We start from the raw sequence: 15,133 nt of genomic DNA on the forward strand, positions 1-15,133 counted from the left end.
TTTATTTTACTATTATCTTTGCTACATCTGTATTTTCAGGCAGTCCATTGCTTATTTTTTGCCATGTTTTTCCTTTATCAGAAGACTTCCATATATAACCGTTTACCTCATACTTAAATGTACTACGGTATAGTTTATTTATCGATTTATGATTTCCTTTCAAATTTCAAAAATTGCCAGCTCCTGCAAACCATACATTATCATTAGTAGAATCAACTGCTAATTCACTACGGCGAATTCCTTGTTGCTTGGATACCAACCTCTTGAAAAGTCATTTTCCGTTTCTAAATCAAAGCCATGTTAGGTATATGATGTTCCAAAACCACCTTGTTTATCCCAGCTTCTACCTTTATCATGAGTTTGATAAATCCAGCCATTCCAATCGATAGCCATTCCAAAATCAGGATTTTGAATGGAGAATTCAATATCTAAAACCCGCTTCATATCCAATCCTAAACCATCAGAATCCTTTAAGGTATGCCAAGATTTTCCACCATCCCATGTACCAAAACTTACATGCATATCTGGCCCCATAAACATAACATTGGCATCTGTAGGATGACACCAAAACCCTTCACAATACCCAGACATGCCTGGCCCAAAATTATTCCATTGAACATTTTGATCGGACTGTACTTTTTGAAGTCTTAACGTTTTAAAAAAATCTTGATTACCGGCATCTTTTTGTCCAAATGACGCTATTGAACACAACAAAAAGAAGCACACCAACACTGAGTGGCTAATAGAACTCTTTAACATTTTAATTTAAGTTTTAGTTTAGCTGAACTACAATTTAGTTCATATATGATGTAAATTTCTATATTGAACTTAAATATTGCAATAAATTTATTAGTCTAAAACTAGACTCATATAAAAAAAGCTATTCAATAACTATACAACCTGTTTTAACGCAACACATAATATATTGATTTTCATAAAAATAAAAAACACACAAAAACATTCAAACTATTCATGGTTCAATTACCACACCTTATTATTACATTTGAAACATGACATTAAAATTCAACAAAAACTCTTATTTATTTTTGTTTTTACATTTGATTATGTGTCAATTGCCTTATGCTTTTGCTTCAAATTTAAGTCCTAGCCAAACCATTGCCTCCCATTTAAATTCAACAAAAAAAGACAGCTTGGCTTACATAAACGAACTAACTCAACTTGGTGACATTGAAAGAACAAAAGGCAATTATGACATTGCTTTTGACAAGCTATGGGATGCCATGTTAATTGCTGAACGCAAAGACTACAAAGTACCTTTGGTTCAAATTCATAGAGGACTAGGCATTTTATATGATATCTACAATAAAGACTCGCTTGCACTGGCACACTTTAAAACCGCTTTAAATTCATCTAAAGTGTTACTAAAAACGGGACTCATAAAACAGCAAGATATTGTACCTAGTTACTTTAGCTTATCAAATTTTTGGAGAGACAGACAAGATTATGGAACTGCACTTTTATACCTCGATTCTTGTAGTATATACAATAAAAAACTAAAGGCGCTGCCATATGCTATGACAGATCGTGGCTATTGTAATTTACAACTAGGCAACCTTAAGGCTGCTGAAACACTTCTTTTTGAAGCAAAAACACACCTAGAAGCCATAAACTCCCCTTACCTTGTGGTTAATCTAAATTTTATTGGTGATTTAAAACGTGTTAAACATCAATATAATGATGCGCTCAAGTTTTACACCCAAAGCCTTAACCATCTTGTGAATTACAATGTGCATACAGAATACAAGCCCGATATACTTCAAAAAATAGCAGATATTTATGTTTTAAAAGGAGATTTACTTGAAGCCATAAATAATATGAGTGCTTCAAAAAAAAGCTATGAAGACCTATTTAGTGCTACCAGTAAGCATAATCAACGTTTATTTGAAATTAAAAACAAATACAGAGCAGAGCTTGAAAAAAACAAAACTTTAATTGAAAAACAACAAATTCTTTTAAAACAAAAAAACAAAAAAGTTAGAAACATATTAATTATATGTGGATGCATTCTTTTATTAAGTTTTATTAGCTACTTAATATACTTTCAAAGAAATAAAATAAAAAAACTATACTTAGTCAATGAGCTTGACAGGGAGAAAAATCAAGCCATTTTAAAAGTTAAAAGTAAAGAACTAACTAGTTATACCTTGAAAATAATAAAAATGGAAGAAGCTGTTCAAAGCATACTTGAAAACACAAAAAAGATTGACCCTAAAGCCTACGAATCATTAAAAAAGACATATGCAAGAGACCACTTAAACACATGGAAAGAGTTTGATAAAAGGTTTTCTGAAGTGAATACTCATTTTCATGAAACGCTTTGCAAAAAGCACCCTACGTTATCACCAACCGAATTAAAACATTGCTCGTTAATTAAATTGAACTTTAATAGTCATGAAATGTCCAAAATACTTAATATTTCATTGCAAAGTGTTCATACATCTCGGTATAGAATACGAAAAAAAATGAAGTTAAGCTCAAACTCAAGTCTGGAAACTTACATTGGCTCTATATAGACACGATGTCAAGTATAAAAAAAGCAAGCCTTAAAGCTTGCTTTTTGTGGGGAGAGCAGGATTCGAACCTGCGAAGGTAAAAACCAACAGATTTACAGTCTGTCCTCGTTGGCCGCTTGAGTATCTCCCCAAAACCGACGGCAAATATATCATTGTTTATTAATTCTACAAAATAAAAAACAAGACATTTTTACAACTCATAACGTATTCTGAACGTTAAATATCTTGGTTGGATATAATATTCTGTGACACTTACAGATATATTGTTTGACGTACTATTATTTTGAGATCTGGTATCTAGTAAGTTAGTACCTTTTATTTCATATTCCCATTTACTTTCTTTACTTTTCCTATAAGACAATGATGCATCCCAAAATTCAAACGTATTTAAAGTCTTTTCTTCATTTCTAAAATTATTATAAGAATAATTTGTCTTAAAGGTAAACGATTTAAAAATCAACGCATCAAATCTTACAGAAGGTGCATTGGTGAAAAATTTTGTTCTACTGGAACCCTGGTCATTGTCTTGTATTGAAAACCGATAACCTAATTCAAAATTAGGAGCTTCTCTAAAATTGGTTCGTAATCTTGCTCTATAACTCTGCGCATAGTTTTCATTAACCGAAGCCAGACCATTTACAAATTGATTAAACTTATTATAACTTAAATTTGCACTTAAAGTGGTTCTAAATTTACCTAATGTTTTTTCAAAATTAGCATTAGCACTAGCACTTTCATCGGCTAAGTCAGAATTAAAAGGTGTACTCACTCTTACCACGCCTCCAGGTACAAATTGAGATTGATTTCTTATTCTGTCTATTGTTTTGCTATAGCTTAATCTGGCTCTCACATTGGTATAATTAAACATATTAAAACTAAAGTAAGATAAGTTCACGTTATGAGACAAAGCGCTTTCAAGTTCTGGATTTCCTGCAAAAAATGAACGATAACTGTTCATTACTAAACCTCTTGCCAACTGGTTTACGTCTGTAAAACGTGTTTGCATGCCATAATTAAAAACAATCTGTTCACTATTTTTTAGCTGTACTCTTACATTAAAATCGGGCAATACTCTAAAAAAGTTATCTGTATATTTTTTTGCAAATTGCTTATTCTTGGCATTGTAAGCATGCCCAGATACGCCTGGTGTCAATGTAAAAATACCAGCCTTAAGACGGTAATGTACCCCCAAATATAAATCTGAAAAACTATATCCAATATCATTGATAGCCAAACCATCATTAAAGTTAGGCACTGGATTTAAAGTAGTATCATCATCTAAAAACTGAAAAATATTAGAATTAAAATCTTGACGACTATACAGGGTTCCTAAAGTAACATTCAAATCACTTTTTTGATTGAGAATATTCCAATAATCTACCTTTGTATCAAGTTGATTTGATTTTACTCGCTTTTGCTGAGCTACGTCATAGGCTATTTGTGTATCATCAAAACCTATTTGAGAAGCAACATCATCATAATTGGCTTTTTCTTCAATAAAGGCATTATAAAACGGATCTTCATCTTGTAATAAATGCTGAACTTCTAGAGCAAAAATATTTGTTTCATCTAGTGTATAATAATAATTTAAATTTTGATGCACACTATACGGTTTAGCACTTTCAAACTCATTGATATTACCATTTACAGAGGAAAAGAACAACTGATCTTGAGACTCCTTTGATGTTCTAGCTAGTATATCATAATCTAATTGATTATTGGTATTGGGTTTGTATTTTGTACTAAACTTTAACATCGCTAAATCACTACGCTGTTGTGTATTGCTTTCTGTTAATTCATCTGGAATATTTAACTCTGGATTGGTATATTGGGTAGCTCTATTTTCTTGAAGCTGCGTTCTACTACTAGAAAAAATAGCGAAACCACTTAAATCTAAAGTCTTTTTTGGAGAATAGCTAAAGTTGGCGGCTCCAAATTTGGTGTTTATATCTTTAGCCCTGTTATTTTGCAGCGTAAGAAAACCCAAATCGTTACTACCTAAATTAATATTGGTACCACTACTCCTACTGGGGCTCCTGAAGCCTCCTGTGAAATTAAAATAATCTCTTCTGCTAAAAGCAATTTCACCAATGTTATTTAAGTCACCTATTAAGTTTATACTATATTCTGGACTGTAATAAAACAACTTGGGTTGCGCTAAATAAAGAGCCTTGTCATCTGATACCCCACCACCTCCTGTAATATTACCAAACCAAAAGTTCTTCTTACCTTGCTTTAATTTAATATTGATAGCTACGTTGTCTTGATTATTAGTAACCCCGCTTAATTGGGTAATCTCTGAAAAGTTTTTTAGCACCTCTACCTTGTCAATGGCATTAGCAGGGATATTCTTGGTAGCGAGCTTAGAATCGCCATCAAAAAAATCTTTTCCTTCCACCATCACTTTTCCTACCTTTTTACCTTCAACTTCAATTTCACCATCATCATTAACATCAACACCAGGCAATTTATTTAGTACATCTTCCAACTTTCGCTCGGTTCCCGAGGTAAAAGAATCGGCATTATAAACAATCGTATCGCCTTTTACGGTAACTGGCATTTCATAAACTAACTCCACCTCATCAAGGGTGTTATCATACTCTAAAATAAAATCTTTTGCTATATCTAAATCTGTAGTGGTTACCTCTGCTTGCTTTGTTTTCGTACCAATGTAACTCACCTGAATTTTGTAGGCTGTATTTTTCTCTAAAGACAACTTATACTGTCCGTCATCATTTGTAATCCCGTATGAATCTAACTTTTGGGTTTCTTGATTTATAGCAATAACGTTTGCCAATTCTAAAGGTATACCAAGGCTATCTTTAACAATTCCTTGAATTTTTACTTGCCCATAAACCAAAGGACTTAAAATAAAAAAGATTACAAATAGTGTGTTTTTAATCATACTGAGTCATTTGTTTTTAATGTATGTTGAAATGCTTATCAATTAGCGTCTACCACCTCTTCTAGATCTGAACATTTCACGCATTTCCTCAGTCTTCTCTAAAACAATAGCTTCATATTCTTCTTGTGTCACTTCTTTACCTTTAGTTGGTTCCTTTAATTTCTCTTTATCTGAAGGATTAATGATAATTTTTGAACACAATATTGTCGTTCTATCTGCATTAACTTCTAAAATTAAACCCGGCAACCCCCAATACACATCAGGACCTTGGTTTACAGGGATTTGCGGTGTATACCAAGCTACAACATCAATTTTTTTAGGCGCTTCTGGTTCTTCTTTGGTGGCTTCTTTTGTGTTTTCTGAAGAATCTTTTGGTTTTGTAGCATTATCTCTTCGTCTGAAACTACTAAAATCTATTCCTGTTTTTTTCTTCACAGCCGTAGCCTTAAAACAGGTGTACTTTCCAATAACTTTAGTGTCACCTGTTAAAACCCAATCTAACTTCTGAAGGCTATCCTTTATTAGAAATTTTTTACCAAAAAGTTCTTTTTCCTGAACAACTTTGTTGGTTTTTACATTTTTATATTGGTCGCCGCCGCCTGATGCCATCATGCTAAAACGCATTCCACCGCTTTGGTTGGATGGAGTATCTAATTTTTCTTCCTCTTTATATACGGATTCAGACTGATTAAAACTTAGAATAAATGATTTTTCAAGAGCGCTCTTCATTCTAGCCGCTATCTGCTTTTTACGTTCTTCGCTTAACTGGCCACCTCCAAAATTGCTCATATCAACAGAGGTTTTAGATTGGTAATACGCCTTTCCTTGAAAGTTATTTTGAGCAGTACTAGTCACAATAGTTAGCAAAAAAAGCGCCCCTAAGCAACGTTTTAAAATATTAAAATTCAACATGATAACAGTATACGTTTGGTAAATACACACATTTAGCCCGGTTACGGGTTACTTTGTTAGACTTCTAAGCTAAGATGAAGTTTAATCTAGAAGTGTTAAAATAATCTTAAAACCAGACATAAATTGCTACCAGCTCCACGCTAAAACTGGTTTGAATTTTGTAATTTTCAAAACCAAATGAAACGCGTATTATATTTTTTATTCTTTGTTTATTTTCCTGTTGCTGCGCAAGAGGAAATAAAAACCACCCTTATAAATGAGATTATTTTAAATGCAGATGCATTTATTTCGGTTGATAATTTTGGAAACACCTACTACACTAAAAATAATGTGTTTTATAAAACAAATGGTACGCAATCTACTTCTTATAACAATTTACAACTAGGATCTTTATACAGCGTAAATACTTTTAATCCCCTAAAAACAAATTTGTTTTACAAAGATTTTAATACAGTCATTTTACTAGATAACAGGCTTGCCGAAATTTTTAAAATTGATTTTAACACCCTCGTTCCTTACAAAAACGTTTCATTCATTTCTGCTGGATATGACAATAGCCTTTGGATTTTTAATCAGGATTTACAACAATTAGAGCTATTTGATTATAAGTTAAAAAACTCAAAAGTTAAAACCGTTCCCGTGCAAAGCTCTGTTTTAGATTTAAAAAGCAATTACAATTACTGCTGGTTACTTACCGAAAACTTTTTATACCAATACAACTATTTTGGACGCCTCATTAAAAAAATAAAGAACAACGGTTTTATTGCAATTGCGGAAAACAATGACACTATAATATTAAAAAAAGAACAGTCATTATTTTATTTAAATGAAAATAGTGATACTATCATTCCTATAAACACGGGTAATTTGTTTATAAATGATTTTTTTGTAATCGGCGAAACCTTGTATATTTACACCAAAGAAACCTTACACCTATTCCAACTAAAAACACATTAAAACTATGCATATTGCCGTTGCTGGAAATATTGGAGCCGGAAAAACAACTTTGACTAAACTGTTAGCAAAGCATTACAAATGGGAAGCGCAACTTGAAGATGTGGTTGACAATCCTTATTTAGACGACTTCTATAACCAAATGGAACGTTGGAGTTTTAATTTACAGGTCTATTTTTTAAATAGTAGATTTCGTCAGGTTTTACAAATTCGAGAAAGCGGAAAAGACATCATTCAGGATAGAACTATTTATGAAGATGCCCATATTTTTGCACCCAACCTGCATGCTATGGGTTTACTTACTAACCGTGATTTTGAAAATTACAGCTCACTTTTTGAGCTTATGGAATCTTTAGTACAAGGTCCCGATATTTTAATTTATCTACGAAGTAGTATTCCTAATTTGGTATCTCAAATTCATAAACGCGGGCGTGATTATGAAAATTCTATCAGCATTGATTACTTAAGCCGATTGAATGAACGCTATGAAGCGTGGATTCATGGGTACAACAAAGGTAAGCTGCTAATTATTGATGTAGATCATCTTGATTTTGTTGACAATCCGGAAGACTTAGGGTTAATTATCAATAAAATTGATGCTGAAATCCACGGCTTGTTTTAACGAATAAACCCATATTTTTTGGCATGTTTTACTGCCTCGTCGGGATGTTCTATCAGTAACACCGGAATAGTTTTATAGTTTTCAAAAAGCGCTTTTATCCGTGCCATTTTTCTTTTGTGGTTTACACTCCTTAAGTAAATAGCATGTATTCTATTAGGATATGCTTCTGCAATTTCCAGATAAATGTAAGGATCATGTTCTCCGATGTCGCCTATCAAAATAAATTTTAAGGACGTATACGTATTTAAAATATTAATAATCTCCTTTTGCTTTTGAGGTTTTTCGCCTTTGCGTGTAGAAAAAGGCTTTGGAAAACTCCTTAATATGATTGGTCCTTTAGGAAAGTTGTTCTTTGTGAGAAAAAATTCTAGATATCTGTAAAGATTCCAAGGGCTATGGCTCACATAAAAAATAGGATTGGCCTCCTGTCCTGTTTTACCCCGATGCAATAAATGATAAAACTCAGGAGCTCCTTCTAGCGGTATTCGTTTTCCTGCAGAAGTAAGTAAGGTATTAAACAAAACGCGCCATTTTAATACAGAAACAATCCCCGTATGCAGAATAGTATCATCAATATCGCTAATAACTCCAAACGAAGCATGCTCTGAAGGAATAAGCATTTCACCTGGAAACCTATTATCTGATTGAATGATTCTTGAAAGCTTTTCTAATTGATATGAAAATTCAAGTTTAACCCAGCCTTCTGTATTAGCGTAATACTTAATATCTTCTACCGTTTCATCAATTATAAAATATCCATTATGGTCGGTTTGTGTATAAAAAAATCTATCTTCCCCAAGTTTCACTCGAAGCTGTGCCTGTTTCACTTCATCAGTTTCAAAACGCTTCCATGCATTTATAAAGAGTTTCAGTGCGCCTTTTTGCTCTAAATTAATATTTTCATCTTCTAAAGCTCTCCCTCTTAAGTAAATACGCTTTGTTGTTCCATACGTATGAAAAGCAATAATTTGAAGCGGGTCTCTTTTAAACATTGGCGTTGCTATTGAAAATAAAAGTACAAAAAAACCACACTAAAAAGTGTGGTTTAAAATCAAACTATTAATATAGGTTTTAACAACCTGCTTCTTTTTTATGAAGAACGGTGGTAAATACTTTACTCACTTTTTCACTTTCTTGAATCTTAGCTTTTACTTCTGCTTCTGTTCCTTTAAATGTTTCATAAGTGGTAACGGTTTCGCCATTTTCAGTAGTAACGGTTGTTTTTACAGCTTCAACGGTACCATCTTCATTCTTATTCATTTCTACTTTTACTTCTTTTGAAACAGCAACTTCCTCTGTTTGATTAACATCCTTTACAAAGGCCGTAACAACATCATCATCTACTAAACTAGGAGCAATTACCAAAGCTACAACCGACATTAATTTCAATAAGATATTTAAAGAAGGACCTGAAGTATCTTTAAACGGATCACCTACAGTATCTCCAACTACAGCCGCTTTATGAGCATCTGTTCCTTTTTTACCTTGTTCTTCTATGGTTTTCTTAGCATTATCCCAAGCACCTCCAGCATTAGACTGGAAAATAGCCATTAAAACGCCACAGGTAGTTACCCCTGCTAACAATCCTCCTAACATTTCGGCACCTCCAATAAATCCAACTGCTACTGGTACTGCTATAGCTAATAAACCTGGTAATACCATTTCCTTAATAGAGGCTTGTGTTGAGATAGCCACACACTTATCATATTCGGCAACACCATCCGCCTCATGAAATATTTTTTTATCAGCATCAGATGCTTTACTCATATCAGAATCATACTTACGCATCACTTCAAGCGCTGCTTTTAATTGAGGAATGTCTCTAAACTGTCTTCTTACTTCTTCAATCATGGCCATGGCAGCACGTCCAACCGCATTCATTGATAACGCCGAGAACACAAAAGGCAACATACCTCCAACCAATAATCCAGCCATAATATCAGGTCTTGATACATCTATTGCTTTTACGCCTGCTGTCTCCATAAAGGCCGCAAATAAAGCCAATGCCGTTAATGCCGCTGAAGCAATAGCGAATCCTTTACCAATAGCCGCTGTAGTATTTCCTACTGCATCTAATTTATCTGTTCTTTCACGTACCTCACTTGGTAACTCAGCCATTTCTGCTATACCCCCAGCGTTATCAGAAATTGGACCATAAGCATCTACAGCTAACTGAATTCCAGTATTAGCCAACATACCTACTGCCGCAATAGCGATACCGTATAATCCTGCAAAATAATGAGACACTAAAATAGCTGCGGCAATCAATAGGATGGGAATCATGGTAGACATCATTCCTATACCTAAACCAGCAATAATATTGGTTGCGGCACCTGTTTCCGATTGTCTTACAATAGAATTTACAGGTTTAGTTCCTGTTCCTGTGTAATATTCTGTTACTTTTCCAACAAGTAATCCTGCTACTAAACCAGCTATAGTTGCCCAAAACACCCCCATAGAAGTATAATCAACGTCTTTAAATGTAAAAGTTTCAGGAATAAACGCTTGAATAATAAAATATGACGCAACAACCATTAACCCTGCAGAACCAAATTCTCCTAGATTTAACGCTTTGTGTGGTGAACCACCATCTTTTACTTTCACAAAAAAGGTTCCCACAATAGACATAACAATACCAACGGCCGCTAATACCAACGGCAAATACACAGCTCCTAAACCATTAAAATCTTGTGTAACAATTAAGGCTCCTAAGACCATCGTACCAATGATAGACCCTACATAGGATTCAAACAAATCGGCTCCCATACCTGCAACGTCACCCACATTATCACCTACATTATCAGCAATAGTCGCTGGATTTAAAGGATGATCTTCAGGAATACCCGCTTCAACTTTACCTACTAAATCAGCACCAACATCGGCTGCTTTGGTATAAATACCTCCGCCAACACGCGCAAACAAGGCTATAGATGATGCTCCCAGTGAAAATCCAGAAAGCACATTAAGCACTTCGTTTATTCCCCAACCTTGAGCACTATAAATCATAAATAATCCGCTTAAACCTAAAACGCCTAAACCTACAACTCCAAGCCCCATAACGGCTCCTCCTGCAAAAGCAACTTCTAAGGCTTTACCTAAAGAATTTCGGGCGGCACTTGTGGTTCTAACATTAGCTTTGGTGGCTACTTTCATTCCAATAAATCCTGCCAACGCAGAACATATAGCACCTACAATAAAAGACACTGCCACTACACCATTAGACCCTGCTTCAGAACTCCCTTTGAAATACAACAGGATGGCAACAGCAACCACAAAGACTGACAATATTTTGTACTCGGCTTTGAGAAAAGACATAGCTCCATCTGCAATATTTTTGGCAATTCTTTTCATTCTGTCATCACCCTGATCCTGTTTGGTGACCCATGCACTTTTAATAAAAACAAACGCCAAGGCTAAAACCCCAAATAGCGGTAAAAATTTCACGATTAATTCCATTTTCAATCAATTAGTTATTTAAAAAATTCATTTTCGATTTCAAAAGTATGGAAATTAATGTGATAAAAAAAACCTCAAAACACTAAAGATTGCGCACCAAAACCTACCTTAAATTATAATATTTTTAATACTATGATTTACGTCAGTTTTTTTGCCTAAATATTAAGGATTTTTAAACAAAAAACACTATAACACACAGGCTTTACTCCTGAAAACATCTGTGATTTTTAAAAATATAGTCACGAAATTTAATAAAAAAGCCACCTTAGTGAAAAGATGGCTCCTATAATTCATAAATATTCTTTTAGATAGTAAAGGTTCTTTTTCTTTTGTGATCACTTTCCTCATAACGCTTTACACATTCCTGATAAATTTTAACAGCAGCAGCAGCATTACCCCAACCTCCTGTATCTACTTTTTTCTTTTCTAAATCTTTATAAACCTGAAAGAAATGTTCTATTTCTTTTAATCGATGGGGATTCAAATCTGATATATCTTCTTTCTTACTCCAAATAGGATCTGAAACAGGCACACAAATTACTTTTTCATCTGGCCCTTTTTCATCGGTCATATAGAAAACACCAATTGGTCTAACTTCCATAACTACCATTGGATAAGTTGGTTGGTGTCCTAAAACCAATACATCTAATGGATCCTGATCTAAAGCTAATGTTTCTGGAACAAACCCATAATCTCCAGGATACATCATAGATGAAAACAACATACGATCAAATCGAATTTTGTGTAAAGCAAAATCGTATTCATATTTGTTTCTACTTCCTTTTGGTATTTCTATTAAGACATCAAATGTTACTGGTTTCTTATTCTTTTCACTCATAGTATTGTTATTTTTCATCTATATCAGCAAGGGTATTCCTCCTTACTTTTAAGCTCACAAATGTACTGAACGCTTCTCCTTAAAGCAAGTAAATACTCTTGTTTTATGAGATTTTACAATAAGATAAACTCAAATTAAAGTTATTACAAATTTAATACTTCTTTGATATTTTTTAGCTTGTAGTTTATCAAACTATCAACTTCATAAGGAACCAATGTTGGTCTTTTTAATATCGTGACCAACAGAACAAAAATGTTTTTCTTTAACTTTACCCAAGCCTTTAGAATATTCAATCATAAAAACGTTCTACTCAAGTAATTGATTCTTAAAAGAAAAGATCTGTAACACCTTTACAAACAAACTTGTGTTTTTTGATATAAAAATTATGACAAGCATTTGCTAAAAAGTTTTAAACTTCTGTATATTTGCGGCTCACTTTAGCGCACGTGGCGGAATTGGTAGACGCGCTGGCTTGAGGGGCCAGTATCCGTTTAGGATGTGGAAGTTCGAATCTTCTCGTGCGCACTTTACAACAAAATCACCCCTCTTTATTTCTGTTGTGCCAACTGCCCTCTTAATTGATTATAAAAGGTAACATAGTTTGAATTATTAGGATATAGATTCACAAGCGTTTCGCATACATTGGTGGCCTTTTGTATATCTCCACTTTTAGAATATACGTAAGCCAACATATATAATAAACTCTCATTTTGAGGCGCCTTTTTCAACCCTAAAGCCGCATATTTCTCTGCATTTTTTAAATCGTTAGATTTATCATACAGCAAACTTAAATTATAATAAAGACGAATGTTATTTGGCATGCGATCTATAGCTAATTTCATTTGTGCAATAGCCTCATCATATCTATTTAGTTCTGCTAACAACAAAGCATATGAAAAATAGGTTTGCCCAAAGTCGGGCTCCTGCTTAATAATTGTTTTAAAGGCTTGCTCTGCTTTTTCAAAATCACCATTTCTGTAATACAAATTAGCTAAATTAGTTCTAGCAATATTGTTAATATTATCAATCTCCAGAGCCTTTTCATACCATTTTATTGCTTCCAACAAATTACCCTTCTTTAATTCATAATTGGCCCGTTTAACTCTACCTCCAACAAAATCAGACGTTACATTTAAACTCGCATTAAACTCTTTCTTCACTTTGCTGTAAACCTCTTTATAGGCTTGAGGAATTTGAAGTTCGTCAAAAGCACCTAAAGCAAAAAATGTTTTTACTCTTACTGCACGTTTTTCATCTTTTAACAATGGTAAGTAATACTCTAAATAATCTGGAGAATCAAGACTACCCAAAACATCAAGCGTTGCACCTCTTACTAAGGCAGAATCGTCATTAAGAAAACGCAACATGTTGTTAATCACTTCTGGATTTAAATAATTGGTCATGCTTTTTACTGCTGACGCTCTTGAAATTTCTGGGTAAATAGTATCGAGAACCAACTCCATTAAACTTTCAATACCATGTTCTGCACCTGTTATACCTGGTGCTAATAATTCAGAAAAATGCTTGTTTTTGGGTTTCCCGAACAATGCTTGGTAATTTTCCCAAGCCCACGCATCATCCTTATCGTCATGACATTGCTTACACGCATTTGGTGAACCATATTTTAAACTTAAATCGGGTCTTGGAATTCTAAAACTATGGTCTCTTCTAAAATCATTTCCCATATAATACTTTCCTGTCATATGACAATTAACACACTGAGCACTTTCAGTTCCTGATTCATGAAAATGATGAGAAGGCGTATCATAGGTCTCTGGCACATGACATTGTGCACAAAGTTTATTACCTTCAAATTTTAATTTTAATGAATGTGGGTTATGGCAATCTGTACACATAACCCCATTTTGATACATTTTGCTCTGCACAAATGACCCATAGACATATACCTCATCTAAAATTTGACCATCAGGATAATACAGATTCTCCTCTATTAACTGTGGAAAATAATGATCTAACAAAGAGCCTTCAAAATTAAAATACTCTGTAATTTGCTCTCGTCTTATATGGCATCTAGCACATTGGTCTATCAACTCTTCTGAATCAATGCCAGGAGTCATTTTTAAGTCTCCTGCACCTTTATAAGCATCACCTAATTTATTGACTTGTTCAACATGCGTTTTACCAGGACCATGGCAAGCCTCGCAACTTACATTGATAAGCGCATATTTAGTGTCATAGCTATGTGTTTGTAAATCATAATTTTTTCTAACATTGGTTGAATGACAATCAGAACACATAGTATTCCAATTTAATCCGCCTCTTGACCAATGCAGCCATTCTGAATGCACCACTTTAAAATCAGGATATAAATCAAACCATTTATTTTTTTCGGTATCCCAAGCGGTTCTTAAACATTGATAGTGACCGTTTGGAAATTTAACAATGTATTGCTGCAAGGGTGTGATGCCAAACACATATACAATATTATAATCATGATACTTACCATCTGGGCCTTCTGTGTTAACATAATAATCTTCTCCTTTTTTATAAAAACGAGAGGTAACACCTTGACTTTTAAAGGTAACATTATTAAAATCACCCAATACCGTGGAAGCTTTTACCTCCTGCATCGCCTTATCATGATGAGAACCTTGCCATAGTTTATACTCTGCATCATGACATGCTTTACATTTCTCATCGCCTAAAAAATGACTATCAGGAATTTTATCGGTAGATTTAAATACGGTTTCAATAGGTTCTTGGGCAGATATGTACTCTTTTTTTTCCTCTCTGCACGATGTCAGTACAGCTAAAAGTGCACCCACAAACCATAAACTAAAAGTCTTCAATGTTTCTTAGAATTATCTATAAAATAAAAGTTAAAAATAACCTATTTGGTAAAACTATAGTGTATCAATACAGATTAATTCTGAATTTATTTACCAACATCA

Annotated in this window: 11 protein-coding genes and 2 tRNA genes; 4 read left to right on the forward strand and 9 right to left on the reverse strand. The window is 33.8% G+C overall.

From position 1 onward, the window contains the following. Position 1: 1 nt before the first annotated feature. A complete protein-coding gene (locus FGF67_RS17545; RefSeq protein WP_233244076.1) occupies positions 2 to 163 on the reverse strand; it encodes a hypothetical protein in 162 nt (53 codons plus the stop codon). A gap of 137 nt (positions 164 to 300) precedes the next feature. Then, positions 301 to 759: a beta propeller repeat protein gene (locus FGF67_RS12410; protein ID WP_139698068.1), complete on the reverse strand. Its 459-nt coding sequence runs from the start codon at positions 757 to 759 to the stop codon at positions 301 to 303. A gap of 251 nt (positions 760 to 1,010) precedes the next feature. Between FGF67_RS12410 and FGF67_RS12415 the strand changes: the two genes are divergently transcribed. Further along, the gene (locus FGF67_RS12415) at positions 1,011 to 2,534 is read left to right on the forward strand and encodes a coiled-coil domain-containing protein (protein ID WP_139698069.1); all 1,524 of its coding nucleotides are present in this window, start codon (positions 1,011 to 1,013) and stop codon (positions 2,532 to 2,534) included. Between the two features lie 47 nt (positions 2,535 to 2,581). Here the strand turns inward: FGF67_RS12415 and FGF67_RS12420 are convergent. The 3 genes from FGF67_RS12420 to FGF67_RS12430 all read right to left on the reverse strand — a co-directional run bounded on the left by FGF67_RS12420 (position 2,582) and on the right by FGF67_RS12430 (position 6,351). Continuing rightward, a tRNA-Tyr gene (locus tag FGF67_RS12420) sits at positions 2,582 to 2,664 on the reverse strand. 60 nt (positions 2,665 to 2,724) lie between these two features. Then, on the reverse strand, positions 2,725 to 5,439 hold the full coding sequence (locus FGF67_RS12425; protein ID WP_139698070.1) for a TonB-dependent receptor: 2,715 nt from the start codon (positions 5,437 to 5,439) through the stop codon (positions 2,725 to 2,727). A gap of 42 nt (positions 5,440 to 5,481) precedes the next feature. After that, a complete protein-coding gene (locus tag FGF67_RS12430) occupies positions 5,482 to 6,351 on the reverse strand; it encodes a GLPGLI family protein (RefSeq protein ID WP_139698071.1) in 870 nt (289 codons plus the stop codon). A gap of 177 nt (positions 6,352 to 6,528) precedes the next feature. On the opposite strand from FGF67_RS12430, the gene FGF67_RS12435 reads away from it, so the two are divergent. Together FGF67_RS12435 and FGF67_RS12440 are read left to right on the forward strand one after the other, a co-directional pair. Continuing rightward, entirely contained in the window at positions 6,529 to 7,308 is a 780-nt protein-coding gene (locus FGF67_RS12435; protein WP_139698072.1) for a hypothetical protein, read from the forward strand. Positions 7,309 to 7,312: 4 nt separating this feature from the next. After that, positions 7,313 to 7,927: a deoxynucleoside kinase gene (locus FGF67_RS12440; protein ID WP_139698073.1), complete on the forward strand. Its 615-nt coding sequence runs from the start codon at positions 7,313 to 7,315 to the stop codon at positions 7,925 to 7,927. Here the strand turns inward: FGF67_RS12440 and FGF67_RS12445 are convergent. The 3 genes from FGF67_RS12445 to FGF67_RS12455 all read right to left on the reverse strand — a co-directional run bounded on the left by FGF67_RS12445 (position 7,924) and on the right by FGF67_RS12455 (position 12,221). Then, positions 7,924 to 8,919: an App1 family protein gene (locus tag FGF67_RS12445; protein WP_139698074.1), complete on the reverse strand. Its 996-nt coding sequence runs from the start codon at positions 8,917 to 8,919 to the stop codon at positions 7,924 to 7,926. The two genes, FGF67_RS12440 and FGF67_RS12445, sit on opposite strands and share 4 nt — an antisense overlap. Before the next feature lie 79 nt (positions 8,920 to 8,998). Beyond that, complete coding sequence (locus FGF67_RS12450; RefSeq protein ID WP_139698075.1) at positions 8,999 to 11,383, reverse strand: sodium-translocating pyrophosphatase; 2,385 nt, start codon at positions 11,381 to 11,383, stop codon at positions 8,999 to 9,001. Positions 11,384 to 11,687: 304 nt separating this feature from the next. Continuing rightward, positions 11,688 to 12,221: an inorganic diphosphatase gene (locus FGF67_RS12455; protein ID WP_139698076.1), complete on the reverse strand. Its 534-nt coding sequence runs from the start codon at positions 12,219 to 12,221 to the stop codon at positions 11,688 to 11,690. A 440-nt stretch (positions 12,222 to 12,661) separates the two neighbouring features. Between FGF67_RS12455 and FGF67_RS12460 the strand changes: the two genes are divergently transcribed. Continuing rightward, positions 12,662 to 12,746, forward strand: a tRNA-Leu gene (locus FGF67_RS12460). 23 nt (positions 12,747 to 12,769) lie between these two features. On the opposite strand, the gene FGF67_RS12465 is transcribed toward FGF67_RS12460, so the two are convergent. Next, positions 12,770 to 15,031, reverse strand: coding sequence for a tetratricopeptide repeat protein (locus tag FGF67_RS12465; RefSeq protein WP_139698077.1), 2,262 nt, complete (start codon positions 15,029 to 15,031; stop codon positions 12,770 to 12,772). Between the last annotated feature and the right edge of the window lie 102 nt (positions 15,032 to 15,133).

It is taken from the genome of Allotamlana fucoidanivorans, assembly GCF_006265225.1.
Classification (GTDB): Bacteria; Bacteroidota; Bacteroidia; order Flavobacteriales; family Flavobacteriaceae; genus Allotamlana; species Allotamlana fucoidanivorans.